The following is a 25,360-nucleotide window of genomic DNA, read 5'->3' as shown; positions in this document are numbered from 1 at the left end:
TCCTCGCTCATACCGGCGGCCCGCCGAGTTCCCGGCCGCAGTCGCCGCCGCAGAATCGGGAGCCGGGCGGGCCGAGCCAGTGGCAGGCCGGGCACTCGACCAGGGCCCCGCCGCCGGCGATCCCGCCGCCGTCAGCCGTCCCGTCGCCGCCGGCCGGTGCGTCCCCCGTGCCTTCCTCCTCGGCCCCGGGCTCGGCGGCCGGGGACCGGTGCGGGGTGGTCATGGCGCTGGAGAGGATCAGGTGCTGCCAGTCGACGTCCTTGAGCCCGTCCCGTATCCGCGCAGCGCCCGGACCTGAGGTGTCGGCGACCTTCCGCAGCGCGCCGAGCAGCTGGGCGTCGCCGAGTTCGCCGGCCAGCGCCACGGCCCGGGCCAGCGCGGCGTCCGCGTCGGGCCGGCCGGCCCCGCCCCGCAGCCACGCCTGGTGCGCGTGCAGCACGGCCGCGTTCGCCTGCTGGTAGAGCTGGTGGCGGCGGATACCGGGGTGCGGTCTGGAGGCGTCGGCGGGGGCGTCCGTCCAGTGCACGAGGATCGGCTGCGGCAGCGGCAGCCGCACCGGCCGGCCGATGTCCGGGACGGACAGTTCCACGGCGGCGAGCTGGAGGTCCTCGCCGAGGTCGCGGTCGGACGGGTCGGCGGCGAGCACGACCTGGTAGTGGCGTACCTCGTCGCCCCAGCCGCGGGTGACGTACTCGGCTTCCCGCGCACCGGATGCGTCGACGGTGGCGGGGAGTTCCTGTTCGCCCGGCACGATCTGCTTGACCTGCCGGATCCGGGTGCCGGGGGTGGGGACCAGCCGGATCCGCAGCTCGGGGACGGAGGTGCCGAGCAGGTCGTCGATCAGCTTCTGGTAGGCGGCGGTGAGTTCGGACTCGTGCCGGACCGCGCCGGCCCGTCCGTGCAGCCGCCGGGTGATCCGCAGCAGCAGTTCGGCGTCCCAGTCGTCGCCGATGCCCCAGGCGTCGCAGCTGATCCGGCCCGCGCAGGCGGTGAGCGCGTTCTCCAGCCGGATGGCGGCGCGGGCGTCGTGCTCGTTGCGCCCGTCGGTGAGCAGCAGGACGTGTTTGACGGGCGCGGGCTGCTCCTGGAGCAGGCGGCGGGCGAGGTCGAGCCAGGTGCCGATCGCGGTGCCGCCGTCCGCGTCGAGGACCCGTATCGCGTGCTCGGCGGCGTCGCGCTGGTCCGGCCCGGCGACGGCCATCGCCTCGGTGCCGGTGCGCGGGTGGACGACGGTCGCGTCGAACCGCCCGGACAGCACGGCGAAGGCGGTGCCGTCGGGCAGCCGCCGGACGGCCGCGACGGTGGCGTCCTTGGCGGCGTGCAGCTTGCTGTCGGGGTAGAGCATCGACTTGGAGGTGTCGATGATCAGAACTTCGGCGAGTGCGGCGCCCGAGTCGGCCGGCCGGGGCGGGGCGGGCGCGCTGCCGGTGGTGCCGACGCCGACCTCCAGGACGGCGTACATCACCTGTTCGCCCGGCGGACCGGCGACGGCCGGCACGGTCGACAGGTATTTGTTCTGGCCCACCGCCAGGGTGACCTCGACGGCGCCGGACTCGCCGGTCGCCCCGTCCGTGCCACCGGTCTCGGTCATCGCGGTCTCCCCCTCGACGGCTCGTGGGTGTTCAGAAGGTGGTCATGGGCCGGACGGCGTGCGCGAGATCGAGCAGCCTGCCGTGCTCGCCAGCGGTGCGGGCCTGTCCGGCGAGCTGCCGGAAGGACTGTTCGAGCAGTCCGCGCAACGAGTCCTGGTGGCCTGCGCCGAACACCGGTCCGACCGGGTACTGCGCCCCCCAGCCCTGCTCCGGCCAGTGGGCGAGGACGGTCTCCCGCACCTCGGCGACCAGCCGGGCGCGTGATTCGCCCTCGGCCGCGCCGCCGTCCAGCCGCAGTTCGGGCAGGCGCAGGGCCGCGTCCCGCAGGTCGGCCACGGACGGCGGGCGGCCGTGCAGGGCGCCGGTGCGGATGCGGACAGCGGCGATGCGGGCGGCGTCGTGGTGCCGGGAGGTGGTGGGCACGTCGTCGAGCACGCGGACCGCCTCGTCCCGTTCGCCGGCGGCCAGATGGCAGCGGGCGAGCCCGAAGGCGGCGGGCGCATGGGCGAAGTCCCGTTTCCACACCGCCTCGTAGAACGTCACGGGCCGGGCCACGGACGCCTCACGGTCCTGTTCAGCGCAGTAGCCGAGGGCGAGCTTCGGAACGTACTCGCCGGGCAGCGCCCGGTACACCCGCGCGAAGCAGGCGCCCGCCGCGCGTACCTTCCCCTTGCTCAGGTGCAGGACGCCGCGGTGCCAGGCGATGCGCCAGTCGTACGGGGCCTGCCGTTCGCCGAGTTGGGTCTCGGCCTCGGCGAGCGACTGTTCGGCCCGGTCCGGTTCGCCGCATCGCAGGTAGGCGCGGCACAGCCACAGGGCGGTCTCGGGCGTGCCCAGCCGGGACGAGCGGCGCCGCTGCTCGGCGACCCGGTCGGGGGCGTCCGGCTCGAACGCGTCCAGCAGCAGGGCCGCGCCGTCGTCGGGGTCGGGCACGGGCTGCGGGAGCGCGGCGGCCACTTCGGCGGCGGACGGCGGCGAGACGTCCAGCGCGGAGAGGTGCCCGTGCGGCCGGTCCGTCCAGTGGCCGAGCGCGGGGATCGCGCCGAGCCCGGCGTCGAGCGAGGCGTCGGTGGCCCGGAACCGGGTGGATCTCTCGGGCAGTTGCTCGCCGAACCGCAGCGCACGGAACTCCCGCAGCACCTCCCACAGCTGGCGGGACATCTCGGCCGCCGAGCGGAACCGGGCCCGGGGTTCCGCGTGGGTGGCCCGGGCGACGAGCCGGTCGAAGGAGTCGCCGGCCAGGCCGGGGGCGCGCTCCGTGGCGCCGGCGAGCACCTGAAGGGTCACGCCGACGGTGTAGAGGTCGCTGTCGACGTGCCAGCCGCGGGCCTCGACCTCCTCGGGGGGCGGCGCGAAGGCGCTGGTGTAGACGTAGGCGGAGGTGCGGTCGTTGACCGCGCGGACCGCGCCGAGGTCGATGACCTTGATGCCGCGCCCGAAGTGGATGACGTTGGCGGGCTTCATGTCGCAGTACAGCAGGCCCCGTTCGTGCATGTACTGGAGGGCGCCGAGGATCTTGCAGCCGTAGGTGAGCACGTGGTCGAGGCGGGGGCGGCCCTGGAAGAGGCGGTCGGCGTCGTCGGCGGCGAACAGGTCCCGCAGCGAGCGCCCGCCGATGTAGTCCATGACCAGGTAGCCGGTGGGCGACTGGCCGGCGAGGGCGTGTTCGGCGTACGTCACGATGCGGACGATGTCCGGATGGTGCAGTTCGGTGAGCGAGCGGCGTTCCTCGACGGCGGTCCTGCGGGCCAGCGCGTCATGGACGTTGATCAGTCCCTTGAGCACCACCCGGTATCCGGTGACGCGGGTGTCCTCGGCGAGGTAGACCCAGCCGAGTCCGCCCTGGGCGAGGCAGCCGAGGATCGCGTAGTGGTCCGCGACCAGGTCGCCCGCGTGCAGTTGGGGCCGGAAGGAGTAGGGGGTTCCGCAGCGCGGGCAGCGCCCGTCGGCCCGGGGCGGCTGGCCGCCGTAGCCCACGCCGATGATCATGGAGCAGCCGTTCGCGCCGCAGCGCCGGCCGCCGGTGGGCGGCTGCGGGTCGTCGTCCAGCGGGTCTTCGGGGGGCGCCACCTCGGGCAGGACGACCAGTCCGTGCTGGTCGAGTTCGCCGACGCCGGGGAAGGCCGGCTTCGGGGCGCGGCGGGAGCGCTCGGTGCGCTGGCTCACCGGGGCGTCGAGACCGGTGTCGGGCGGTGGCGCGGGGTCCGGCGGGGCCTGACGGCCGCACGTGTCGCAGAAGCCGGTGGCCATGATGCGGCCCCGGCAGCCGGACCGGGAGCATGACGTCATGACGGGCCCTCCCCTTCGCTGTCATGGGCGGAGCGGGACGGATCAGGCTGTTTCGAGCAGTGTTCGGCGAAGGCGGCGACGGCCGTCTCCGCCGCTTCGATGTCGCAGGGGGCCTCGCGGAGCAGTGCGGCCGCACTCTCGTACAGCCCGTACGCCGTCAGGTCCGGGCCGGCGCCCGCCGGGCCCGCCTTCTGCCGCCACAGTCCCCATTCCGCGGTGAGCCGCAGTCGCAGTTCGTGCAGGCGTACCAGGCGGGCGTCGAGGTGTTCGGTCGCACGTTCCAGGCGTCTTCTGCGGCGTTCGGCGGTGGCCTCGTGCCGCAGCAGGGCGTCGACGCCGGCGGCTTCCGGCTCGCCGTCGCGGGTGCCGGTCAGTTGCTCGCGCAGCATGCCGGTGAGCCAGACCCCCTGCATGGCCCGGTCGACCAGTTCCGTGTCGGCCGGGTCCGGGCCGGGCCGCACCCGGCTGAGCCGCTGGTCGAGGCCGGGGCCGAGCCGGTCCACGATCGCGTCGAGTGCTCTGCGCAGCCGGGCCCGGCGTTCGAGCAGCGGCCGGCGCACCAGGGTCTCCTCGGCCTGCGCGGCGAGCCCCTCCGGACTGCGGAAGACCAGCAGCAACCGGGCGCCCTGCGCGGCGAGTTGCCCCAGCATGCCGAGCAGCGGCCCGGGTTCGGCGGACTCGTCCACACCGACGAGAACGGCGGCCGGGGTCAGGCGCAGCGTGCCGAGCCGGTCGGGGAACGGGACCACGGGGTCGGTGCGGACGCCGAGCCGTTCGGCGAGGCGGTCCGTGATCTGCCGGACGGTCATGCCCCGTACGGCGAGGGCCAGGTCGTGGCCGCCGGGCGGGGGCACGGTGTGCGGGGGGTCGCCCGCGAACCGGCTCGTCTGCTGCGTGGTGCGCAGTTCCCGGGTGGCCAGGGCGATGGCCCGCTGGAGGTTCCAGGCCCGGTCGCCGTCGGCCGGGACGACGCTCACCAGCACGGGCCGGCCCCGGCCGCCGAACCAGGTGGCCAGCTCGGTGGCGAACGGCACGTCGAGCCGGCCGGCGGCTGCTCCGGGGCGCAGTTGCGGATCGACGGCGGACGGGCCGTCCGTCCAGTCGGCGACCTGCGGGAGGTGGCTCAGCACGGTCTCGGTGGGGCTCATGTGGGTGAAGTTGGCCTCGTGCCCTTCGTCGGCGCTGAGCACGATGCCGAGCACCTGGCCGGTGGCGAGGTCGACGACTCCGGCACCGCTGAAGCCGGGACTCGCCAGTTCCTGCGGGGTGTGCGGGCGCAGTTGGACCCGGCTGTCCCGGCCCCGCCCGCCGAGCGGGGCGGCGCTGTACCAGCGGCCGACGTCGTCGCCCTCCGGGAAGCCGTACATCTCCACGCCCGCGGGCGGGGCCGCGAGCCGGAACAGCCGGGTGGGGTGGTCGGCGGGCCGCGGTACGGCGAGACGCAGCAGGGCCAGATCTCCGCTGCGGTCGCCGAAGGAGTCCATGTCCTCCGGAACGTACGCCTCCTCGTCGACGGCGGCGTCCACGGCCGGGACGCCGGGGGCGCCCACGAAGTGGACGACGTACCGTTGTCCCGGGCTGACGACGTGGGCCGCGGTGAGCACCCGGTCAGGGCTCAGCAGCACGCCGGCACCGATGACCGATCCCTCGGTCCGGTGGATGCGTGCCACCCAACTCGGTGTACGCCACCGCGACTCGACGACTCGCTCCCCCGTGCGCGTCATGTTTCCCGAGGCTACTCCGCGTGCCTTCGCGCCACCACTGTGATGCGCCGCATCCCGGCGGGCAGGCGGGGCCGGGACGACGCCAGGGAAGGCGGGCCGGCCGGCGGCCGGGCCGGCCCCCGTGCTCCGCCCCGGCCGTCGCCGCAGGTGGGCGGCCGAACCCACGCGGGCTCCCGCTCCGGTGGGGCGTCCGGATCACGCTGCGGCCCCGGGGACCGGGACGGCACCGTCCGCGAGGCCCGGGCGGGCGAGCAGCCGCGCGGGCGACGGGAGGCCGCGGAGGACTCGGGCTCGATCGTCCTCTCACTCACGCGGCGTCTCTCCTTGATCAGGAGATCCGCCGCCGGTCAGACACATACTGGCGGCAGGGTGAGGGCCGAGTGGGCCGGCCGGCCCTTCCCGGAGGGAAGGGCGGAGAGCCTGCGCAGCCTGTTGTTGCGTTCTTCCAGGGCCTGTGGAGTGGTCGGGAAGAGTGTGGCACCGCCCCCCGCGACCAGGTTCTGGTTCACGGTCACGAACTCACGCGTGTCCTGTTCGTAAGCGGCGAAGCCCGCGGTGTGGTCCCGGTCCGCCAGGGAAGCGGCGAGCACGCAGGCGCCGGCCAGCGCGAGGCTGGTGCCCTGCCCGGTGAGGAACGACGGCGCCCACGCGGCATCGCCCACCAGGACCACCCTGCCGCTGGACCAGCGGGGCACACGGATCTGAGTCACCGCGTCGAAGAACAGGTCTTCCGCGTCGCGCAGGGCCGCCAGCATCCCCGGGACCTCCCATCCCGCGTCGGCGAAGACCGTGGCGACCAGGTCCCGTTGGGTTTCCGGGTCCGGGAACGCGTCGAACGGCGGTTTTGGGTGGGCGAAGTTCAAGAAGGCGTGGACCTCGTCGTTGTCTCCCGCCGCGTAGAGTGCCGCGGCCCTGCCCGGACTGTTCCACATCACCGTCTCGCGGGAGAGCCCGAAGGTGTTGCGCATGGTGAACACCGCGAAGCAGTAGCCGAGATAGTGGTGGAACTGCTCCTCGGGACCGAACAGCATCTCCCGGGTGGACGAGTGCAGGCCATCCGCGGCGAACACCATGTCGAAGGTGCGGCTGCCGCCCCGGCGGAAGGTGACGTCGACCCCGGGGCCGGACTGGTCCAGGGTGTCGATGGAATCGTCGAACACGAACTCCACATCGTCGCGGACCGCGGAGTACAGCGCGTCGGACAGATCCCCGCGCCGCACCTCCAGGTCCCGTCCCGCGACACCGCCGGTGACGTCGTGCGGGTGGACCGAGGTCACCTCACTGCCGTCCGCGTCCAGAAAGGTCAGCCGGCGCAGGTCGATGTGCGCCTCCCGCAGCCGTGACAGGATCCCCATCCTGCTGACCACCTCCAGGGCGGTGCCGCGCACGTCGATGGGATAGCCGCCGGCACGCGGTGCGGGCGCCTTCTCCACCACCGTGACCGCGTACCCGTAGCGGTTCAGCCAGAACGCCAGGGCGGGGCCCGCGATGCTGGCCCCCGAGATCAGGACCTTGCCCCTCCGGTTGGTACGGACGCTGCTCGGCTGATCGGTTCGGGTCATTCCTTGACTCCTTTGTTCATGGTGCGCGTGACCAGCAGGGCCAGCGCCGTGACAGTGCCGGCCATGACGAAGCCGGTGACGTAGGCCGATTCGGCCGCGGTCTGCGAGCCGGGAGGGGTTGCGGCGCTGAGCAGCGCACCGCCGAGCTGGCCGCCGACGGCGTAGCCGAGTACGCGGCTCACCAGGATCAGGCTGGTGGCGATGCCGGTGTCGTCCGGGTCGACGGCGGTGGCGGTGCTGGTCATCATCGCCGTGACACACAGGCCGTTGGCCAGCGCGATCAGCGCCTTGGCGACGACGAGGTGCCAGACCTCGGTGTGCACGGCCGCCAGGGTGAGCAGGGAGACGGCCATCATGACTACGCCGGTATCGACCACGGCGCGCGAGCCGAAACGCCGGTCTCCGATCCCGCCGAGCGGCCCGGCCAGCGTTGCGGCGACGGCTCCGGGCAGCAGGAAGAAGCCGATGTCGGTGGCGCCGGCCCCGAATCCGTACCCGTCACCGCGCGCGTCGAACAGCTGTGGAACGAGGAAGACCGCCATGGAGGTGCCGAGGCAGATCACGAAGGTCAGCACGCACGCCTTCCAGATCGCGGGCCGGGCCAGCATGCGCAGGTCGATCATCGGCGCGGCCGCCCGCCGTTCGACGGCCACCCAGCCGGTGACGAAGGCGGCCAGAGCCACGATCAGGGCGCCGAGCAGGAGTGGCTGCGAGCCGAGGTCGGGCGCCAGCGCGAGGACGAGCATGAGCGTGACCAGCGTCCCGCTCAGGAGCAGCAGGCCGGGCCAGTCGATCCCGGCGTCGTGCGACCGGCCGGGCGGATCGGCCGGCATCGCCCTGTTCACCAGCAGGGTGGCGCCGATGACCGCGATCGTCGGCAGCGCGAACATCCAGTGCCGGGAGAGCATTTCCGCCACCGGCCCGGCCGACAGGGTGCCGGCCATCCCGCCTCCGACGAAGAGTCCGCTGACCACGCCGATGGCCACCTTCGACTCGCCCGCGGTGAGGTGTTTGCGTACCACGATGAACGACAGGGGCAGCGCGCCCACCATCGCCCCTTGCAGGACCTGGCCGAGCAGCAGCACGGGCAGGTTCGGCGCCAGGGCGGACACCAGGCCGCCCGCCGAGACCACCGCCATCAGCCGGATGAGGACCCGCTTCCCGCCGTAGCGGTCGCCGAACTTGCCTGCCAGCGGTGTGACCAGCGCGCCGGCGATCAGGAGCACGATGCTCAGCAGCGCCCCTTCGGCCGGACTCAGGTCCAGTTCGCGTTGCAGAAGCGGGAGCGTGGGTGTCACCACCGATTCCAGGGCACCGGTGGACAGTGCCAGTAGGCCGAGGGCCCCGACAGCGGCCTTCCCGACGCGGACCGGGGGAGCCAGGGCTGCGGTCATGAACGTCCTGCCTTTCAAGGGTGGTTGCTCTGGTTGTTCGTGAGGCCGGAGGGCCCGGGGGCTCTGGGTACGGCTGTCCGGGCCGGCGCCGCGCCTTGTCGGCGAGCCCGCGGCCTGCGCGAGCACCGCGGCCGCCCGGTGGCGGTCCTGGCGTTGCCCGGCCAGACGCACGGGGAGCAGGACGTTCCGCTCGACGGTGAGGGAGAGCAGCAGGTCGAACGCCCGGAAGACGAAGCCGAGGCGGCTGCGGCGCAGTTCGGTGGACTCGTTCTCACTCATGCCGGTGATCTCCGTACCGCCGAGACGCACGGAGCCCTCCGACGGCCGGTCGAGCCCGGCGGCGCACTGCAGGAAGGTGGACTTGCCGGACCCGGACGGACCCATGACGGCGGTGAACGTGCCGCGGAAAGGGTGAGGCCGATGCCCGCGAGCGCCTGCACGGTACCCGCGCCGCGGCCGTACTGCCCCCGGACACCACGCAGTTCGACGGCGAGACCGGGCGTGGCGGCCGGGGTCTCCGGTCGGTCGTCCGCCTTCTGTCGTCTGCCGCTGCGCAGCCTCATGTTCCGCCCTTTCGCGTTTCTCTCGTTCCGACGGAACGGAGGGTGCGGGGACGGCTGCGCGCCGGACGTCATACCCGGGAGCCAAAGCGGAGGTGCTACCCCGGTAGGGGGTGGAGGAGACAGGGCCCTTCCCTCTCGGCCGGGTGGAAGAACCCGGGGGAAGGGCGGGCCGGTCCGCCGCCGGCGCGGCGTCAGGGGAGCCCGCCCGGTGCCGGACTCCAGGGCGTGGCCCCGCAGAAGGGGACCGCTTCACTGTGTGGGAGGTGCCTGGAGTGGAGCGAGCGAGCCCGGCCCCCGAGGAAATCGCGGCCCGACGAGGCCGCGGCCCAGCGGGGCTCAGGGGGTACCGGCACCAGGCCGGCACCACGGGCGGCAGGCTCTCGTGCCCTCCGACGGCGAGGCACCCGAAATCCCGGGCCGCAGCCTCAGGGGCGGCCCCTACTCACCCGGCGTGACCAGCTCCGACTCGTACGCGAAGACGACCGCCTGGGCGCGGTCGCGCAGGTCGAGCTTGGTCAGGATGCGGCTCACGTGCGTCTTCACCGTCTGTTCGGCCAGCACCAGGGTCCGGGCGATCTCCGTGTTGGACCGGCCGCGGGCCACCAGGGTGAGAACCTCGGTCTCGCGTTCCGTCAGGGCCTTGAGACGCTGCGTCGGCTTGCGCCCGGCGGTGGGCCGTTGCCGGGCGAAGTCCGCGATCAGACGGCGTGTCACGGAGGGGGCGAGCAGCGCGTCGCCCGAGGCCACGATGCGTACCGCTGCGATGAGGTCGGCCGGCGGCGCGTCCTTCAGCAGGAAGCCGCTCGCGCCCGCCCGCAGCGCCTCGTAGACGTAGTCGTCGACGTCGAACGTGGTGAGCATCAGGACGCGCGGCCGGTGCGTCACACCCGGTGGCGGCGTCAGGAGGCGCCGTGCGGCCTCCAGGCCGTACATCTCGGGCATCCGCACGTCCATCAGGACCACGTCGGGGTGGGTGCGCCGGCTCAGCTCGACGCCCTGCGCACCGTCGGCGGCCTCGCCCACCACGTCGATGTCGCTCTGGACGGCCAGCAGCGCGGCGAAGCCCGCCCGCACCATGGCCTGGTCGTCGACGATGATGACGCGCGTCGTCACGTGAAGTCCCTTTCGATCAGGGGAAGTCGGGCGGCGACCCGGAAGCCGGACCAGGCGGACCAGGCGGACAGGCGGACAGGCGGACAGGCGGACCCGACTGCGCGCCGCTCAGATGCCGGGCCGCAGCGATTCTCCTCCTTCGCAGCTAGGCCAGCGGGCCCGCGCACCAGCCGGTCCAGCGCGTGACGTTGACGGTGACGACCGGGCCGGTCGGCGGGCGGTCGCGGTACTGGGCGTACTTGTCGCGCAGCCTGCCGAGCGCGGCCCGGTGGGCGGCGCGTACGACGACGTCGGTGGCGTCGGGGCCGAGGACACGGGCCTCGCCGTCGGCCCGGACCCACCACAGCCGCTCCCAGTCCTCCCCGTAGGCGTCCACGAGCAGGCTCACGGCCGGGTGGGCGGCGATGTTGCGCAGCCGCTTCAGCCGGGTCGTGGTCTTCGGCTTGCCGTCGACGGCCGTCACGATGCCGTCCATGCAGTTCCCGCCCGCGGCGTTGCGTACCGCGAACACGACGGGCACCAGATGGGGCCGGCCGGCCCCGTCCACCGTCGCGAGCCTCGCCACCCGGGCCGCGGCGAACCGCCGCCTCGCCTCGTCCGCCGCCATCTCCGGCACCATCGGCCTCCTCGGCTCTCCTGCGGCTCGGGGGCGCCTGCCGCAGGTCACTGTCACTTCCCGTGCAGCGCGTCGAGCACGTCGTCGTCCGTCAGCTGTCCGAACTCCTCGTACCACTGGCCCACGGAGCTGAAGGAGTACGGCGCGTGCAGGCACAGGACGTCGTCCGCCTCCCCGCGGAGCGCGGCCAGCGATTCGGGCGCACCGACCGGGACCGCCAGGATCAGGCGCGCGGGCGCCTGCCGCCGGACATGGCGCAGGGCGGCGCGCGCGGTGCCGCCGGTGGCCAGGCCGTCGTCGACGACGATCACCGTACGGCCGGCGAGTGCGGGCGGCGGGCGGCCCTCGCGGTAGCGCAGCTCGCGGCGGTGCAGTTCGTTGCGTTCCCGTGCCACCACGGGGGCGAGCCGGGCCTCGCTCAGGCCGAGCCGCTTGAGGGTGAGCTCGTCGTAGCAGGGCGGGTCGTCGCCGGCGATGGCGCCGACGCCGAACTCCTCGTGGCGCGGGGCGCCGATCTTGCGGACGAGCAGTACGTCGAGCGGGGCGCCGAGGGCCCGGGCGATCTCCGCGGCCACCGTGACGCCACCGCGGGGCAGGGCCAGTACGACCGGATCCGGCAGACCGCTGCGTTCTCGCAGCGCGGTGAGCCGTCCGGCGAGTTCCCGGCCGGCCTGCCGTCGGTCGTGGAAGCGCATGGCCGATCCTCTCCGCCGCTGGCCGGTCCGCTCCCCCGGAGCCGGCGCCCCTTCTTCTTCCATGGTGATACGGCGGCTCCGGTGCGGCCATGCCCCGGCTGTGCACCCCCTCGGCCAACGGTGGGTATACGCCATGCGTATAGTCCACACATGCGTTTTCCGAGCAAGTATTTGAACGACAAAGTGAAAGGCCGGGCGTCCTGGTTCCGCCTCGCGGTCTCGCTCGTCGCCGCCGGGTGTCTGACCACCGCGCTGACGGGCTGCGCCAAAGTGGACACCACCACGCCCAGCGCGGCCCGGGCGAATGCGGCCACGGCGTCCCCGGCCCGGTTCGGGACCGTCGACTGCCGCGAGGCCAAGTGCATCGCGCTCACCTTCGACGCCGGCCCGAGTGAGCACTCGGCCCGTCTCCTCGACATCCTCAAGGAGAAGAAGGTTCCGGCGACCTTCTTCCTGCTCGGCAAGCGGCACATCGAGAAGTACCCGCAACTCGTCAAGCGCATGGCGGCCGAGGGCCACGAGGTCGCCAGCCACACCTGGGACCACAAGATCCTCACCAGCCTCTCGGAACAGCAGATACGCGAGGAGTTGCTGCGGCCGAGCGAGGCGATCGAGCGGCTGACCGGACAGCGGCCGGTGCTGATGCGCCCGCCGCAGGGCCGGACGGACGAGACCGTGACGAGCGTCTGCGAAAAGCTCGGGATAGCACAGGTCCTGTGGAGCGTGACCGCCAAGGACTACACGACGAACGACTCCGCGCTGATCACCCAGCGCGTGCTGGACCAGGCGACCCGGGACGGGATCATCCTGCTGCACGACATCTACCCGGGCACCGTGCCCGCCGTACCCGGCATCATCGACGCGCTGAAGGAACGCGGGTACGTCTTCGTGACGGTCCCGCAGCTACTGGCCCCGGGGAAGCCCCAGCCGGGCAAGATCTACCGGCCGTAGGCGTTCGCGGCACCACACACATGGACCGTGCCCTGAAGGGCGTTCCGGCCGCGCACGCGTCGGGGCCGTGGCCGTCGGGCGTTCCGCCCGCGCGTGCGTACGGGCGTGCCTGGCGGGCGTTCCCTAGGATCGGCCCGTGGCCGACTTCGTTCTCCAGCGCACCGCACCGCTTCCGGTAGACGAGACCTGGCGCCGGCTCACGCGGTGGCCTCGGCACGCCGGCACGGTGCCGCTGACCCGCATCGTCATGGTCACCGCGCCGCCTACCCGGGTGGGCACGCGGTTCGTGGCCCGTACGGGCCTCGGGACGCTCGGCTTCGACGACCCGATGGAGGTCACGGTGTGGCGTCCGCCCGCCGACGCCGAGCCCGGGCTGGTCCGGCTGGTCAAGCGGGGCCGGGTGGTCGTCGGCTGGGCCGAACTGGAGGTACGCCCTGGTCCCGGCGGCCGTACCCGGGTGCTGTGGCGGGAGGAACTGCGCGTGCGCGGGCTGCCGGCCCTCTTCGACCCGCTGCTGGCCGCTGCCGCGCGCGCCGTGTTCGGCCGGGAGGTCGACTCACTGCTCGGAGCGGACTGATCACCACCCGTGTTCCGGGCCCGGTCCGGCATGCGCCGGGGCGGGGCGGCCACGGGGACGAGGGGCCTGTCAGGCGACCGAGCCGATCCGGCGGGGCGGGACGGTGACGGTGTCGTGGTGGATCGGGGTGCGGGCGCCGGTCAGCGAGGCCCCGCTGCCACCGCGGCGGCTCGCGACGATCTCCGATGCGATCGACAGGGCGGTCTCCTGAGGTGTGCGGGCGCCGAGATCGAGGCCGATCGGCGAGTGCAGCCGGGCCAGTTCGAGTTCGGTGACGCCGATCTCGCGCAGCCGCTGCCGGCGGTCCAGATGGGTGCGCCGGGAGCCCATCGCGCCGACGTACGCCACCGGCAGACCGAGCGCCCGGCGCAGCAGCGGCACGTCGAACTTGGGGTCGTGGGTGAGGACGCACAGCACGGTCCGGCCGTCCACGTCGGTGCGCTCCAGGTAGCGGTGCGGCCACTGGACGACGATCTCGTCGGCCTCGGGGAAACGGGTCCGGGTGGCGAAGACGGGGCGGGCATCGCACACCGTGACGTGGTAGTTCAGGAACTTGCCGATCCGCACCAGCGCCGCGGCGAAGTCGATCGCCCCGAAGACGATCATCCGGGGCGGCGGGACGGACGACTCGACCAGCACGGTGAGCGGGGCGCCGCAGCGGGAGCCCTCCGCGCCGATCTCCAGGGTGCCGGTGCGGCCCGCGTCCAGCAGGGCGCCGGCCTCCGCGGCGACGGTGCGGTCCAGCTCCGGGTGGGCGCCGAAGCCGCCCTCGACGGTGCCGTCCGCGCGGACGAGCAGCGCCCGCCCGCTCAGCCCGGCCGGGCCCGCGACGATCCGCGCGAGCGCCGCCGCCGCACCGCGCGCGGCGGCGGCCAGCGCGGCGGCGGCCACCGGGCGGACGGGATCGGCCGCCCGCACCGGTGTGACGAGGATGTCGATGACACCGCCGCAGGTCAGGCCCACGGCGAAGGCGTCCTCGTCGCTGTAGCCGAACCGTTCGAGGACGCTCTGGCCGTCCTTGAGTGCCTGGCGGCACAGGTCGTAGACGGCGCCCTCCACACAGCCGCCGGAGACCGAGCCGATCGCGGTGCCCTCGGCGTCCACCGCGAGGGCGGCGCCGGGCAGCCGCGGGGCGCTGCCGCCGACGGCCGCCACCGTGGCCACGGCGAAGTCACGGCCCTGCTCGACCCACCGGTGCAGTTCGTCGGCGATGTCCAGCATGTCTCGGTCTCCTTACGACGGTCGGTGCCACGGGGTGGGACAGGGCGGCCGAACGGGCACGGGCCGGCCGTCCGGCGGAGCGCTCAGCGCACGCCCAGCCAGCCCTCGATGGGGTGGAGGGCGAAGTAGACGAGGAAGACCACCGTCAGGCCCCACATGAAGGCGCCGACCTCCCGTGCCCTGCCCTGGGCGGCCTTGATGGCGACGTAGGAGATGACACCCGCGGCCACGCCCGTGGTGATGGTGTAGGTGAAGGGCATCAGGACGACGGTGAGGAACACCGGGATCGTGGTGGCCCGGTCGCCCCAGTCCACGTGCCGGGCGTTCATCAGCATCATCGCGCCGATCACGACGAGCGCGGCGGACGCGACCTCCTGCGGAACGATCGCCGTCAGCGGGGTGAAGAACAGGCAGGCGGCGAAGAAGAGGCCGGTGACCACGGAGGCGAGTCCGGTGCGGGCGCCCTCGCCGACGCCGGTGGCCGACTCGATGAACACGGTCTGGCCGGAGCCGCCCGCCACCCCGCCGATGGCGCCGCCTGCGCCGTCGATGAACAGCGCCTTGGACAGGCCCGGCATCCGGCCCTTGTCGTCGCCGAGCCCGGCCTCGGTGCCGACGCCGATGATGGTGGCCATCGCGTCGAAGAACCCGGCGAGCACCAAGGTGAAGACGATCACGCCGACGGTCATCGCGCCGACCTGGCCCCAGCCGCCGAACTCGACCTGCCCGAACAGCGAGAAGTCGGGCATCGACACGGCGCCGCCGTGCAGTTCGGGGGCGCCGTTCGCCCACTGCCCGGCGCCGACGACGCCGAGGCCGCCCAGGACCGCGGCGACGACCGTGCCGCTGATGATGCCGATCAGGATGGCGCCGGGCACGTTCCGGGCCTGGAGCATGAAGATCAGCAGGAGGGTGCCGACGAACAGCAGGACCGGCCAGCCGGTCAGTTCGCCCGCGGGTCCCAGGCTGAGCGGGGTGGCCTTGCCCTGGTGCACGAAGCCGGACTTGTAGAGGCCGATGAGGGCGATGAACAGGCCGATGCCCATGGTGATGCCGTGTTTGAGCGCGAGCGGGATCGCATTCATGATCATCTCGCGCAGGCCGGTGACGACGAGCAGCATGATGACCGCCCCGTACAGCACGCACATGCCCATCGCCTGCGGCCAGGTCAGCTGGGGGGCGACCTGCGAGGACAGCACGCCGGAGACGGACAGGCCGGCGGCCAGGGCGAGCGGCGCCTTGCCGACGAAGCCCATCAACAGCGTGGTGAGGGCCGCGGCGAACGCGGTCGCGGTGATCAGGGCCGGCCGGCCGAGGGTGTCCCCGGCCACGTCCCTGCCGGACAGGATCAGCGGATTGAGCAGCAGGATGTACGCCATCGCCATGAAGGTGGTGATGCCGCCGCGCACCTCACGCGCGAGGGTGGATCCCCGCCGGGATATGTGGAAGTACCGGTCGAGCCAGGATCTGCCGGCCGGGACGCGGGTGCCCGCGCCCGCGTCCTCGGCCGTGTTCCCGGTCTCCAGTGACTGCTGGGTCATGGTGCCGTCTCCCAAGATTCATAGGGACACCCGCGAAGCGCACTCGGCGTACGCGGGATTTGGGATGTGCACGACCCGGGGGACGGCCCGGTACTGCACGCTTGTCGGCCGGTGCCGGGGCGGCGGACCGCCCGGCGCCGGGGTGCCGTCACGGACCCCCGTGCCGCGGGGTTCCCCGGGCCCGCGGGCCGCGAGGGAGGCACGGCTGCCGCGACGGCGGCGGTTCGGCTACGACAGGCCGGTGAGGTGCTCCGGCCGGACCGGTGTGCGGTTGAGCTCCAGCCCGGTCGCGTTGCGGATCGCCGCGAGGACGGCCGGGGTCGACGACAGGGTGGGTGCCTCGCCGATGCCGCGCAGCCCGTACGGGGCGTGGTCGTCGGCGAGTTCGAGCACGTCGACCGGGATCGTCGGCGTGTCGAGGATGGTGGGGATCAGGTAGTCCGTGAACGAGGGGTTCTTGACCTTCGCCGTCCTCGGATCGACGACGATCTCCTCCATCACCGCGATGCCCAGGCCCTGGGTGGTGCCGCCCTGGATCTGGCCGACCACGGACAACGGGTTGAGCGCCTTGCCGACGTCCTGGGCGCAGGCCAGCTCGACGACCTTGACCAGGCCCAGTTCGGTGTCCACCTCGACGACCGCGCGGTGCGCGGCGAAGGAGTACTGCACGTGGCCGTTGCCCTGCCCGGTGCGCAGGTCGAAGGGTTCGGTGGGCCGGTGCCGCCACTGGGCCTCGACCTCGACGGCCTCGCCCTCCAGGACGTCCGCGAGGTCGGCGAGCACCTCACCGCCGTCGGTGACCACCTTGCCGCCCTCCAGCAGCAGTTCGGCGGTGGCCCAGGCGGGGTGGTAGCTGCCGAACCTGCGCCGCCCCAGGTCCAGGACCCGTTCGCGGACCAGCTCGCAGGCGTTCTTCACGGCGCCGCCGGTGACGTACGTCTGCCGGGACGCGGAGGTGGAACCGGCGCTGCCCACCTGGGTGTCGGCGGGCCGGATGGTCACCTGGGTGACGCCCAGCTCGGTGCGGGCGATCTGCGCGTGGACGGTGACGCCGCCCTGGCCGACCTCCGCCATCGCCGTGTGCACGGTGGCCACCGGCAGGCCGCCGACGACCTCCATGCGCACCTTGGCGGTCGAGTAGTCGTCGAATCCCTCGGAGAACCCGACGTTCTTGATGCCGACCGCGTAGCCGACCCCGCGGACGACGCCTTCGCCGTGGGTGGTGTTGGACAGGCCGCCGGGCAGTTGCCGTACGTCGACGCCCTCGCTGCTCTCCCACTGGCGTTCCGGCGGCATCGGCATCGCCTTGACGCGGCGCAGCAGTTCGGCGACCGGGGCGGGCGAGTCGACGCGCTGCCCGGTGGGCATGAGCGTGCCCTGCTCCATGGCGTTCAGCTGCCGGAACTCCACCCGGTCCATGCCGAGCCGGTCGGCGACCTTGTCCATCTGCGCCTCGTACGCGAAGCACGCCTGGACCGCGCCGAAGCCGCGCATCGCGCCGCACGGCGGGTTGTTGGTGTAGAGGGCGACGGCCTCGATCTCCACGTCGTCGACGGCGTACGGGCCGACGCCGAGGGAGGCGGCGTTGCCGACCACGGCCGGGGAGGCGGAGGCGTAGGCGCCGCCGTCGAGGACGATGCGGCACTTCACATGGGTGAGCCTGCCGTCCTTGGTGGCGCCGTGCTCGTAGTGCAGGCGGGCCGGGTGCCGGTGGACGTGGCCGAAGAAGGACTCGAACCGGTTGTAGACGATCTTGACCGGTTTGCCGGTGCGGAGCGCCAGCAGGCAGGCGTGGATCTGCATCGACAGGTCCTCGCGGCCCCCGAACGCGCCGCCGACGCCGGACAGCGTCATCCGGACCTTGTCCTCGGGCAGCCCGAGCACGGGCGCGATCTGGCGCAGGTCGGAGTGGAGCCACTGGGTGGCCACGTAGAGGTGGACTCCGCCGTCCTCCTCCGGCACGGCGAGGCCCGACTCGGGGCCGAGGAACGCCTGGTCCTGCATGCCGAAGACGTAGTCGCCCTCGACGATCACGTCGGCCCGCGCCGCGGCCGCCGCCGCGTCGCCGCGGACGATCGGCTGGCGGTGGACGATGTTGGGGTGCGGGACGTGGGCGTGGTGGTGATCGGTGCGGTTCTCGTGCACGAGGACCGCGTCGGGGGCGGTCGCGGACGCCTCGTCGGTGATGACCGGGAGTTCCCGGTACTCGACCTTGATCTTGGCGGCGGCGCGGCGGGCGGTCTCGGGGTGGTCGGCGGCGACGACGGCGACCGGCTCGCCGTGGTGGCGGACCTTGCGGTGGGCGAGGACGGGGGTGTCCTGGATCTCCAGGCCGTAGTTCTTCACGTCGGCCGGCAGGTCGTCGTAGGTCAGCACGGCGTGGACGCCCGGGGTGGCCAGTGCCTCGCCGGTGTCGATCGACACGATCTCGGCGTGCGCGACCGTGGAGCGCAGGATCTGCCCCCAGAGCATGTCCTCGTGCCACATGTCGGACGAGTACGCGAACTCGCCGGTGACCTTGAGGACGCCGTCCGGGCGGAGCGTGGACTCACCGATGCCGCCCTTGGTCCGGGTGCCCTGCGTGATCTTGGTGGGAGCGCCGTTCGGCATGGTCAGACCCCCTCGGACTGGCGGGCGGCCGCGAGCCGGACCGCGTCCATGATCTTCTCGTAGCCGGTGCAGCGGCACAGGTTGCCGGACAGCGCCTCGCGGATGTCCGCGTCTGTCGGGTTCGGTGTGCGCTCCAGCATCTCGTCGGCGGCGACCAGCAGACCCGGGGTGCAGAAACCGCACTGGACGGCGCCGGCGTCGATGAACGCCTGCTGGACCGGGGAGAGCCCGGCGCCCTCGCCGGTCCCGGCGCCCCGCGCCTGCCAGTTTTTCGCCTCGTCGAGGGCGGTCCCCCGGGCGCCGCCGCCGGAGCGCTGGCCGGCGTAGTCCGCCAGGCCCTCGACGGTGACGACCTCGCGGCCCTCGACCTGGCCGGCCGCGACCAGGCACGAGCACACCGGCACGCCGTCCAGGCGGACCGTGCAGGAACCGCACTCGCCCTGCTCGCAGGCGTTCTTGGAGCCGGGCAGGCCGAGCCGTTCCCGCAGCACGTACAGCAGGGACTCGCCCTCCCAGACGTCGTCGGCCTCCTGGGGCCGTCCGTTGACGGTGAAGTTGACGCGCATCACGCAGCTCCTTCAGCGGCGCGGCGGGTGCCGCGGTACGTCTCCCAGGTCCAGGTGAGCGTCCGGCGGGCCAGCACGCCGATCGCCTGGCGGCGGTAGGCCGCGGTGCCCCGGACGTCGTCGATCGGGTTGCAGGCGGCGGCGCACAGGTCCGCGAACCGCCGGGCCAGGGACGGGGTGATGACCTGTCCGCTCTCCCAGAATCCACCCTCGTCGAGCGCGGCGGTCAGCAGCTCCTCGGCGGCCTCGGCCCGGACGGGGGTCGGCGCGGCCGAGCCGATGCCGGTGCGGACCGTGCGGGTGGCGGGATGCAGCGCGAGTCCGAAGGCGCAGACCGCGATGACCATGGCGTTGCGGGTGCCGACCTTGGAGAACTGCTGCGGTCCGTCGGCCTTCTTGACGTGCACCGCGCGGATCAGTTCGTCCGGGGCGAGGGCGTTGCGCTTCACGCCCGTGTAGAAGTCGTCGATGGGGATCAGGCGGGTGCCGCGCACCGAAGCGGCTTCGACCTCGGCGCCCGCGGCGAGCAGCGCGGGGTGGGCGTCGCCGGCCGGGGAGGCGGTGCCGAGGTTGCCGCCGACGCCGCCGCGGTTGCGGATCTGCGGGGAGGCGACGGTGTGCGCGGCGAGCGCGAGGCCCGGCAGCTCGGCGCGCAGGTGCTCCATGATCCGGGTGTACGGGACGGAGGCGCCGAGCCGCACGGTGTCCGCGCCGGCCTCCCATTCGTAGAGGTCACCGATGCGGTTGAGGTCGAGGAGGTACTCGGGGCGCCGGTGATCGAAGTTGATCTCGACCATCACGTCGGTGCCGCCCGCGATCGGCACAGCGGTGGGGTGCGCGGCCTTGGCGGCGAGCGCCTCCTCCCAGCTGGCGGGGCGAAGGAAGTCCATGACCGGCTCTCTTCTTCGTCTCGTGGGGCGTTTCGATTGAACCAATCCGTGTGCCGTGCGCCCGGCTCGTTCATGTCCTGTTCACTCGGAGTGGGCCCAGTACACAGTGCCTTGCTCCGACCGGGTCAGTCACCGAAACCATGAAGGAGTTGGCTGGCCAGGACGCACATCTTGTAGATTCGTATGAACAGAGGTCATCAGGAGCCCCTCCGTTTTCCGGAGGAAACGCGCGACACAGCCGGGCCGACGTGCGGAGCGGCCCGCACGCCGGTCGCCGGGCTCCTCCCGCGCATCCCCACCCAAGATCCATCGTAGGTTTCGAGACAGAGAACGGCGGCGACGAGATGCGGCTGCGCGCACTGTTGGACACCGATGCGCTGGGCCTGCGGCTGCTTGGCGGCGAGGACGAGCTGGACCGGACCGTCCGGGGCGTGATGACCACCGATCTGCGCGACCCGAGCCGCTACCTCTCCGGCGGTGAGCTGGTGCTGACGGGGCTGGCCTGGCGCCGGGAAGCCGCCGACTCCGCGCCGTTCGTACGGCTCCTGGTGCAGGCCCAGGTCGCCGGTCTCGCCGCGGGCGAGGCCGAGCTGGGGGCGGTGCCGGACGACCTGGTGGCGGCCTGCGCACGGCACCGGCTGCCGCTGTTCGCGGTGCACGAGTCGGTTGCGTTCGCGACGGTCACCGAGCACGTGGTGCGCCAGGTGTCCTCGGAGCGGGCCGGCGACCTCGCGGCCGTGGTGGACCGGCACCGGCGGATGATGACCGCGGGCCCGGCCGGCGGCGGCCCGGACGTGGTCCTGGACCTGCTCGGGTCCGACCTGGACCTGCGGGCCTGGGTGCTCTCCCCCACCGGCCGGATCGTCGCGGGCGCCGAGGGCGCCCGGCCCGCGCTGCCCGCCGAGACCTGCGTCCGGCTGGCCGCCGAGCACTTGGGGGCCGCCCGCACCGGCCGCCGCGGGCCGCACCGGGTGCGTCTCGGGCACACGGTGTACTCCCTCTTCCCGGTCCGTTCCGGCGGCCGTTTCGCGCGGGCCGCCCGTGACGTGCGCGAGACGGTGCTGTCGGACTGGCTGCTCGCCGTCGAGGCCGACGCCGGGGACTGGTCCGAGGAGCGGCTCGACCTGCTCCAGGGCGTCACCCAGCTGATCGCGGTCGAACGGGACCGGCGGGACGCGGCGCGCGCGGTACGGCGGCGGCTCGCGCAGGAGGTGCTGGAACTGGTGCAGGCCGGCGCGCTGCCCGCGGAGGTCGCCGCGCGCCTGCGGGTGGCCGCACCGGTGCTGCTGCCCGGGCTCGGCGCGGCCCCGCACTGGCAGGTGGTGGTGGCCCGGGTCGAGTGGGCCGACGTGCCGGGCGGGGCCGCCGGGCCGGCTGCCGAGGGCCCGGGCGGGCGCGGGACGGACGGCATCGCGGGCGGTCCCCTCGCCCAGGCGCTGCTGGAGGAGATCCTGGTGGACGCTCCTCCGGGCGCAGCGGGCGCGGGAGCGCCCGACGGTCCCGAGCCCGCCGAACGCGTCGCGGTCGCCCACACCGACGACGAGGCCGTCGCCCTGGTCCCGCTGCCCGCCGTCTCCGCCGAGCACGACGGCTCGGAGTCCGGGATCCACGCCGACGCACTGCTGGCCGCCGTGCGCGAACCGCTGACCGCCGGCTTGAACGACGACGGCCGGGTCACCCTGGGCGTCAGCGCGGCCGTGCACTCGGCGGAGGGGCTGCGCGGGGCGCTGGAGGAGGCCCGGCACGCCCGCCGGGTGGCGGCGGCGCGCACCGGGCGGGTGAGCGCGGCCGGCCACCAGGAGCTGGCCTCGCACGTCCTGCTGCTGCCCTTCGTACCGGACGACGTACGGCGGGCCTTCACCGCCCGTCTCCTGGACCCGCTGCGCGACTACGACCGCCGGCACCGGGCCGAGCTGATCCCGACGCTGGAGGCGTTCCTCGACTGCGACGGCTCCTGGACCCGCTGTGCCACCCGCCTCCACCTGCACGTCAACACGCTGCGCTACCGGGTGGGCAGGATCGAGCAGTTGACGGGACGGGACCTCGCGCGGCTGGAGGACAAGCTCGATTTCTTCCTGGCCCTGCGCATGAGCTGAGGCCACGCGGGCGTGCGCCGGGCGGACGCCGGGTGACGCCCTGTCCCACGACTTTGTGAAATCCTTCACCCGCCCTCTTGGCCAGGTCACGGAATTGGTGCTGAAATGCCGCCACCACTCAACTGCTCGACGGCGCGCTAGGGGAGGGCAACGTGGCGCATTCCGCCATGTCTGGGAACGGAACGACCGCTGGTGACGATCCGCTCCAGACCGCGGTATGGCGATTGCGCTCGCGGGCCTGCTGGGCCGACGCGGCGGCCCTGCTCAGGCCGGACACCGCGCCGGCCGCGCTCCAGCGGGCCGGGCTGCTGGTCGAGCGCTGTCTGTACACCGAGCGGGGCTGGGCCGAGGCCGAGGACGCGCTGCGTACGGCGGAGGCGGTGGCCCGGAGCGACGAGGAGCGCGGTGCGGCGGCCTGTGAGCGCGGCCAGCTCGCCTACGCGGCCACCCTGCACGGGGTGCGGGACCGGGCGGACGAGGCGCGGGCCGCGCTGGGCCGGGCGGCGGCGCTGATCCCGCCCGGGGCGCCCGGCCGGGCGCTGCTGGACTTCCGGCGCGGGCTGCTGGCCGAGAACCTGGCCCGCTCCCCGCAGGCGGCCCTGGCCGCCTACCGGCGCGCGCACGCGGGCGCCGCCGCGCATTCCGACCCGCTGCTGCTGTCCTTCACCTGGCGCCACCTCGCCGGACTCGCCCTGCGGGACGGCGAGGTGGCCGAGGCCCGCCATGGCTTCGCCGAGTCCCTGCGCATCCGTGAAGAGTTGGGCTACCTGGTCGGCACGGCACCGGCACTGGTCTCGCTCGCCGACACCGAGTCCGAACCGGAGGCGTCCCGCCTGCGGGAGGAGGCCCGTCGGCTGTTCCGTCTGCTCGGCGGGGTCCCCACCTGGCTGGCCGAGCACCTGACCCCGCCGGCCCCGGACACGGCGACGGCCTGACCGCCGGCCACGGATGCGGCCCGTCGGTGCCGCCCGGCCGCCCGGCCGCCTGCCGCCTGCCGCCTGCCGCCTGCCGCCGCATCGTGCGGCCGGGATGGCGGGCGGCGGATTCAGACGGTGGCGGCCGTGAAGTGGGCCGTGGTGAGGATCGTGACCGTGTCCAGGTCCTGGGCGATCAGGGCCTCCAGGAGGGCCGTGTGCTGCGCCGCGTCGGCCAGCAGTTCGGCTCGCCGGGTCCGGGCCGGGCCGCCGGCCAGCGGGCCCTGGGTCCGCCGGTGCAGGTCCTCAGCGATCTGCACCAGCTGCTCGTTGCCGGACAGCGACAGGATCGCCCGGTGGAAGGCCCGGTCGGACTCGGCGTACGCCGCGCGGCGGCCCGAGGACGCGGCGCGCACGGTCTCCTCGGCCAGCGGCCACAGCTCCGCCCAGCGCTCGGACGGCACCGTACGGGCCAGCCGCAGCAGCACCGGCACCTCGATCAGCGCCCGGACCTCAGCCAGCTCGGCCAGCTCCCGCGCATCGCGCTCGACCACCCGGAACCCGCGGTTCGGCACCACCTCGACCGCGCCTTCGAGCGCGAGCCGCTGCATGGCCTCCCGCACGGGCGTCGCCGACACCCCGAACCGCTCCCCGAGCGCCGGTGCCGAATACACCTCGCCGGGCTCCAGCTCGCCCGTCACCAGTGCGGCGCGCAGCGCGTCCAGGATCTGCCCGCGCACCGACGCGCGCTGCACGGGCCGCGCCTGCGGCAGGGGCTGCTCACTGTGGGTGTGCTCGCCGCACGCCCACGGAGCGGCGGAGCTCCGCCCCGGGCCCGCCTCCGCGGGCCCGGGCTGGGCGGGCACCCGGGGCGCCTGCGCCCGCGTCGCCGGGACCCCGGCCTGGGCGGAGTCGTGCACGCTGTGTCCCACGGACTCCTCCTCCGGGTTGTCGGTACTTGGGGTCATTACGACGGGTTGCTACCTGTCCGTCAAGCACCTTAGGCGCAGGACGCGACAGGTCAAATTTCCGACGGAACGAGCAAGGCAAGGCTCACCTTCCTCACGCCCGGGGCGAGCGGACGGAGCATCCCGCACGTCCACTAAGATCATCCGCGTCCAGAACACCCACGCCGGGACGGCGCCCTCCACAACTTCCTCACCTGTCGCAGGAACTTTCGATTCAACCACCCGTATGGGTAGTCTTACTCGAACTCAACTCCCGCCCCTCATGCGGCAGTTCGAGCAGAACGCCGCCGTGGGCATCCCCTTGCACCTCCTTGGCGGCCTCTTGCCCCGAAACCCCCTGAGGGCCGGTGGAATTGGGCCACTATGGCGGGCGTTACGCCCTTTCCCAATGCAAGGGACCCTAGATGAGACTGACCGACATATCGCTGAACTGGTTGCTTCCGGGCGCCGTACTGCTCCTGGGCGTGCTGGTGGCGGTGGCGGTGCTCACGCACAACAAGCGGTCCGGGGAGCAAACGAAGACCGAGGACTCGTGGGAACGGAGCGAGGAGCGCCGCAGGCGCAAGGAGGCCCTGTACGGCTCGGCTTCCTACGTCCTCCTCTTCTGCTGCGCGGCGGTCGCGGCCGCGCTCTCCTTCAAGGGCCTCGTCGGCTTCGGTGAGCAGAACCTCGGCCTGACCGACGGCTGGCAGTACCTCGTGCCGTTCGGCCTGGACGGCGCGGCCATGTTCTGTTCCGTACTCGCGGTGCGCGAGGCCAGCCACGGCGACGCGGCCCTCGGCTCCCGGATACTGGTGTGGACGTTCTCGTTCGCCGCTGCCTGGTTCAACTGGGTGCACGCGCCCAGGGGGCTGGGCCACGCGGGCGCCCCGCACTTCTTCGCCGGCATGTCCCTCTCCGCGGCCGTGCTGTTCGACCGTGCGCTGAAGCAGACCCGCCGGGCCGCTCTGCGCGAGCAGGGCCTGGTGCCGCGCCCGCTGCCGCAGATCCGCATCGTCCGCTGGCTGCGCGCCCCCCGCGAGACCTACAAGGCCTGGTCGCTGATGCTGCTGGAGAACGTGCGCAGCCTGGACGAGGCGGTCGACGAAGTCCGCGACGACAAGCGGCAGAAGGACGAGGCGCGACTGCGCCGACGCGATCAGCAGCGCGTCGAGCGGGCCCAGCTCAAGGCGATCAGCCGAGGTTCGCGCCATTTCATCGGCCGCGGCGCCGGCCATCGGGTCGAGGTGCAGGCGATGGAGCGCGGGCCCGCGCAGGTCTCCTCGGAGCCTGCCATAGCGGCGCCGGAACCGCTGCCCGTACGCTCTCGGCCCTCCCTCCAGCCGGTCCGCAAAGGGGCTGAGCCGATCACCGTCGACCTGACCGCGGAGGACGACACCATGGCCCTTCCGCGACTCGACTCACTGGAGCGCAAGCTCAAGGACCTGGAGCAGCAGTTCGGCTAGTGCGGCCAGCACGGTTGGCAAGACGTGACCGGC

19 protein-coding genes and 1 pseudogene are annotated in these 25,360 nt (G+C 73.4%); 5 read left to right on the top strand and 15 right to left on the bottom strand.

Going from position 1 to position 25,360, the window contains the following annotated elements; all coding sequences use genetic code 11:
* Positions 1-7 precede the first annotated feature (7 nt).
* The 9 genes and pseudogenes from ACFYPJ_RS16600 to ACFYPJ_RS16560 all read right to left on the bottom strand — a co-directional run bounded on the left by ACFYPJ_RS16600 (position 8) and on the right by ACFYPJ_RS16560 (position 11,548).
* Positions 8-1,591: a VWA domain-containing protein gene (locus ACFYPJ_RS16600; protein ID WP_389016726.1), complete on the bottom strand. Its 1,584-nt coding sequence runs from the start codon at positions 1,589-1,591 to the stop codon at positions 8-10.
* Between the two features lie 31 nt (positions 1,592-1,622).
* Complete coding sequence (locus tag ACFYPJ_RS16595; RefSeq protein ID WP_389016724.1) at positions 1,623-3,881, bottom strand: tetratricopeptide repeat protein; 2,259 nt, start codon at positions 3,879-3,881, stop codon at positions 1,623-1,625.
* Positions 3,878-5,605 (bottom strand): trypsin-like peptidase domain-containing protein, encoded by a 1,728-nt coding sequence (locus ACFYPJ_RS16590; protein WP_389016722.1) that lies wholly within the window; start codon positions 5,603-5,605, stop codon positions 3,878-3,880. The genes ACFYPJ_RS16595 and ACFYPJ_RS16590 overlap by 4 nt, the downstream gene beginning before the upstream one ends.
* Before the next feature lie 347 nt (positions 5,606-5,952).
* Positions 5,953-7,167: an FAD-dependent monooxygenase gene (locus ACFYPJ_RS16585; RefSeq protein WP_389016719.1), complete on the bottom strand. Its 1,215-nt coding sequence runs from the start codon at positions 7,165-7,167 to the stop codon at positions 5,953-5,955.
* Positions 7,164-8,561 (bottom strand): MFS transporter, encoded by a 1,398-nt coding sequence (locus ACFYPJ_RS16580; protein WP_389016716.1) that lies wholly within the window; start codon positions 8,559-8,561, stop codon positions 7,164-7,166. The genes ACFYPJ_RS16585 and ACFYPJ_RS16580 overlap by 4 nt, the downstream gene beginning before the upstream one ends.
* A 73-nt stretch (positions 8,562-8,634) precedes the next feature.
* Positions 8,635-9,124 (bottom strand): annotated as a pseudogene (locus ACFYPJ_RS16575) (ABC transporter ATP-binding protein); the annotation flags it as partial.
* 438 nt (positions 9,125-9,562) lie between these two features.
* The gene (locus tag ACFYPJ_RS16570; RefSeq protein WP_389016713.1) at positions 9,563-10,237 is read right to left on the bottom strand and encodes a response regulator; all 675 of its coding nucleotides are present in this window, start codon (positions 10,235-10,237) and stop codon (positions 9,563-9,565) included.
* A 145-nt stretch (positions 10,238-10,382) separates the two neighbouring features.
* On the bottom strand, positions 10,383-10,853 hold the full coding sequence (locus ACFYPJ_RS16565; RefSeq protein WP_389016801.1) for a TIGR03668 family PPOX class F420-dependent oxidoreductase: 471 nt from the start codon (positions 10,851-10,853) through the stop codon (positions 10,383-10,385).
* Positions 10,854-10,906: 53 nt separating this feature from the next.
* Positions 10,907-11,548, bottom strand: a complete 642-nt coding sequence (locus ACFYPJ_RS16560) for a phosphoribosyltransferase (RefSeq protein ID WP_389016710.1) — start codon at positions 11,546-11,548, stop codon at positions 10,907-10,909.
* 150 nt (positions 11,549-11,698) lie between these two features.
* On the opposite strand from ACFYPJ_RS16560, the gene ACFYPJ_RS16555 reads away from it, so the two are divergent.
* On the top strand, positions 11,699-12,499 hold the full coding sequence (locus ACFYPJ_RS16555) for a polysaccharide deacetylase family protein (RefSeq protein ID WP_389016707.1): 801 nt from the start codon (positions 11,699-11,701) through the stop codon (positions 12,497-12,499).
* Between the two features lie 136 nt (positions 12,500-12,635).
* Positions 12,636-13,076, top strand: a complete 441-nt coding sequence (locus tag ACFYPJ_RS16550; protein ID WP_389016704.1) for an SRPBCC family protein — start codon at positions 12,636-12,638, stop codon at positions 13,074-13,076.
* A 69-nt stretch (positions 13,077-13,145) separates the two neighbouring features.
* Here the strand turns inward: ACFYPJ_RS16550 and ACFYPJ_RS16545 are convergent, their stop codons facing one another.
* The 5 genes from ACFYPJ_RS16545 to ACFYPJ_RS16525 form a co-directional block, all read right to left on the bottom strand.
* Positions 13,146-14,297, bottom strand: coding sequence for an XdhC family protein (locus tag ACFYPJ_RS16545; protein WP_389016701.1), 1,152 nt, complete (start codon positions 14,295-14,297; stop codon positions 13,146-13,148).
* An 83-nt stretch (positions 14,298-14,380) separates the two neighbouring features.
* Positions 14,381-15,838, bottom strand: a complete 1,458-nt coding sequence (locus tag ACFYPJ_RS16540; protein WP_389016699.1) for an NCS2 family permease — start codon at positions 15,836-15,838, stop codon at positions 14,381-14,383.
* Positions 15,839-16,066: 228 nt separating this feature from the next.
* Entirely contained in the window at positions 16,067-18,448 is a 2,382-nt protein-coding gene (locus ACFYPJ_RS16535) for a xanthine dehydrogenase family protein molybdopterin-binding subunit (protein WP_389016696.1), read from the bottom strand.
* A gap of 2 nt (positions 18,449-18,450) precedes the next feature.
* Positions 18,451-19,014 carry a (2Fe-2S)-binding protein gene (locus ACFYPJ_RS16530; protein ID WP_389016693.1) on the bottom strand — a complete coding sequence of 188 codons (564 nt, stop codon included), beginning with the start codon at positions 19,012-19,014 and terminating at the stop codon, positions 18,451-18,453.
* Positions 19,014-19,904 carry an FAD binding domain-containing protein gene (locus tag ACFYPJ_RS16525; protein ID WP_389016690.1) on the bottom strand — a complete coding sequence of 297 codons (891 nt, stop codon included), beginning with the start codon at positions 19,902-19,904 and terminating at the stop codon, positions 19,014-19,016. Before ACFYPJ_RS16525 ends, ACFYPJ_RS16530 begins: the two co-directional genes overlap by 1 nt.
* Before the next feature lie 344 nt (positions 19,905-20,248).
* On the opposite strand from ACFYPJ_RS16525, the gene ACFYPJ_RS16520 reads away from it, so the two are divergent.
* Both ACFYPJ_RS16520 and ACFYPJ_RS16515 read left to right on the top strand, forming a co-directional pair.
* Positions 20,249-22,000 (top strand): PucR family transcriptional regulator, encoded by a 1,752-nt coding sequence (locus ACFYPJ_RS16520; RefSeq protein ID WP_389016687.1) that lies wholly within the window; start codon positions 20,249-20,251, stop codon positions 21,998-22,000.
* 167 nt (positions 22,001-22,167) lie between these two features.
* Complete coding sequence (locus tag ACFYPJ_RS16515) at positions 22,168-22,935, top strand: hypothetical protein (RefSeq protein WP_389016684.1); 768 nt, start codon at positions 22,168-22,170, stop codon at positions 22,933-22,935.
* A 110-nt stretch (positions 22,936-23,045) separates the two neighbouring features.
* On the opposite strand, the gene ACFYPJ_RS16510 is transcribed toward ACFYPJ_RS16515, so the two are convergent.
* Positions 23,046-23,882 carry a GntR family transcriptional regulator gene (locus ACFYPJ_RS16510; protein WP_389016682.1) on the bottom strand — a complete coding sequence of 279 codons (837 nt, stop codon included), beginning with the start codon at positions 23,880-23,882 and terminating at the stop codon, positions 23,046-23,048.
* A 404-nt stretch (positions 23,883-24,286) separates the two neighbouring features.
* On the opposite strand from ACFYPJ_RS16510, the gene ACFYPJ_RS16505 reads away from it, so the two are divergent.
* On the top strand, positions 24,287-25,327 hold the full coding sequence (locus ACFYPJ_RS16505) for a DUF2637 domain-containing protein (protein ID WP_389016679.1): 1,041 nt from the start codon (positions 24,287-24,289) through the stop codon (positions 25,325-25,327).
* Positions 25,328-25,360: the final 33 nt, after the last annotated feature.

It is taken from the genome of Streptomyces sp. NPDC006012 (assembly GCF_042871185.1).
GTDB lineage: Bacteria > Actinomycetota > Actinomycetes > Streptomycetales > Streptomycetaceae > Streptomyces.
Note: the sequence above shows the minus strand (reverse complement) of the source record. Positions and strands in the feature narration are given on the sequence as shown.

What these genes read in the sequence shown, in the direction of transcription:
- ACFYPJ_RS16600 (WP_389016726.1), bottom strand. Translation starts at nt 1,591, where the DNA reads ATGACCGAGACCGGTGGCACGGACGGGGCGACCGGCGAGTCCGGCGCC.
- ACFYPJ_RS16595 (WP_389016724.1), bottom strand. Translation starts at nt 3,881, where the DNA reads ATGACGTCATGCTCCCGGTCCGGCTGCCGGGGCCGCATCATGGCCACC.
- ACFYPJ_RS16590 (WP_389016722.1), bottom strand. Translation starts at nt 5,605, where the DNA reads ATGACGCGCACGGGGGAGCGAGTCGTCGAGTCGCGGTGGCGTACACCG.
- ACFYPJ_RS16585 (WP_389016719.1), bottom strand. Translation starts at nt 7,167, where the DNA reads ATGACCCGAACCGATCAGCCGAGCAGCGTCCGTACCAACCGGAGGGGC.
- ACFYPJ_RS16580 (WP_389016716.1), bottom strand. Translation starts at nt 8,561, where the DNA reads ATGACCGCAGCCCTGGCTCCCCCGGTCCGCGTCGGGAAGGCCGCTGTC.
- ACFYPJ_RS16560 (WP_389016710.1), bottom strand. Translation starts at nt 11,548, where the DNA reads ATGCGCTTCCACGACCGACGGCAGGCCGGCCGGGAACTCGCCGGACGG.
- ACFYPJ_RS16555 (WP_389016707.1), top strand. Translation starts at nt 11,699, where the DNA reads ATGCGTTTTCCGAGCAAGTATTTGAACGACAAAGTGAAAGGCCGGGCG.
- ACFYPJ_RS16545 (WP_389016701.1), bottom strand. Translation starts at nt 14,297, where the DNA reads ATGCTGGACATCGCCGACGAACTGCACCGGTGGGTCGAGCAGGGCCGT.
- ACFYPJ_RS16540 (WP_389016699.1), bottom strand. Translation starts at nt 15,838, where the DNA reads ATGACCCAGCAGTCACTGGAGACCGGGAACACGGCCGAGGACGCGGGC.
- ACFYPJ_RS16535 (WP_389016696.1), bottom strand. Translation starts at nt 18,448, where the DNA reads ATGCCGAACGGCGCTCCCACCAAGATCACGCAGGGCACCCGGACCAAG.
- ACFYPJ_RS16530 (WP_389016693.1), bottom strand. Translation starts at nt 19,014, where the DNA reads ATGCGCGTCAACTTCACCGTCAACGGACGGCCCCAGGAGGCCGACGAC.
- ACFYPJ_RS16525 (WP_389016690.1), bottom strand. Translation starts at nt 19,904, where the DNA reads ATGGACTTCCTTCGCCCCGCCAGCTGGGAGGAGGCGCTCGCCGCCAAG.
- ACFYPJ_RS16520 (WP_389016687.1), top strand. Translation starts at nt 20,249, where the DNA reads ATGCGGCTGCGCGCACTGTTGGACACCGATGCGCTGGGCCTGCGGCTG.
- ACFYPJ_RS16515 (WP_389016684.1), top strand. Translation starts at nt 22,168, where the DNA reads ATGTCTGGGAACGGAACGACCGCTGGTGACGATCCGCTCCAGACCGCG.
- ACFYPJ_RS16510 (WP_389016682.1), bottom strand. Translation starts at nt 23,882, where the DNA reads ATGACCCCAAGTACCGACAACCCGGAGGAGGAGTCCGTGGGACACAGC.
- ACFYPJ_RS16505 (WP_389016679.1), top strand. Translation starts at nt 24,287, where the DNA reads ATGAGACTGACCGACATATCGCTGAACTGGTTGCTTCCGGGCGCCGTA.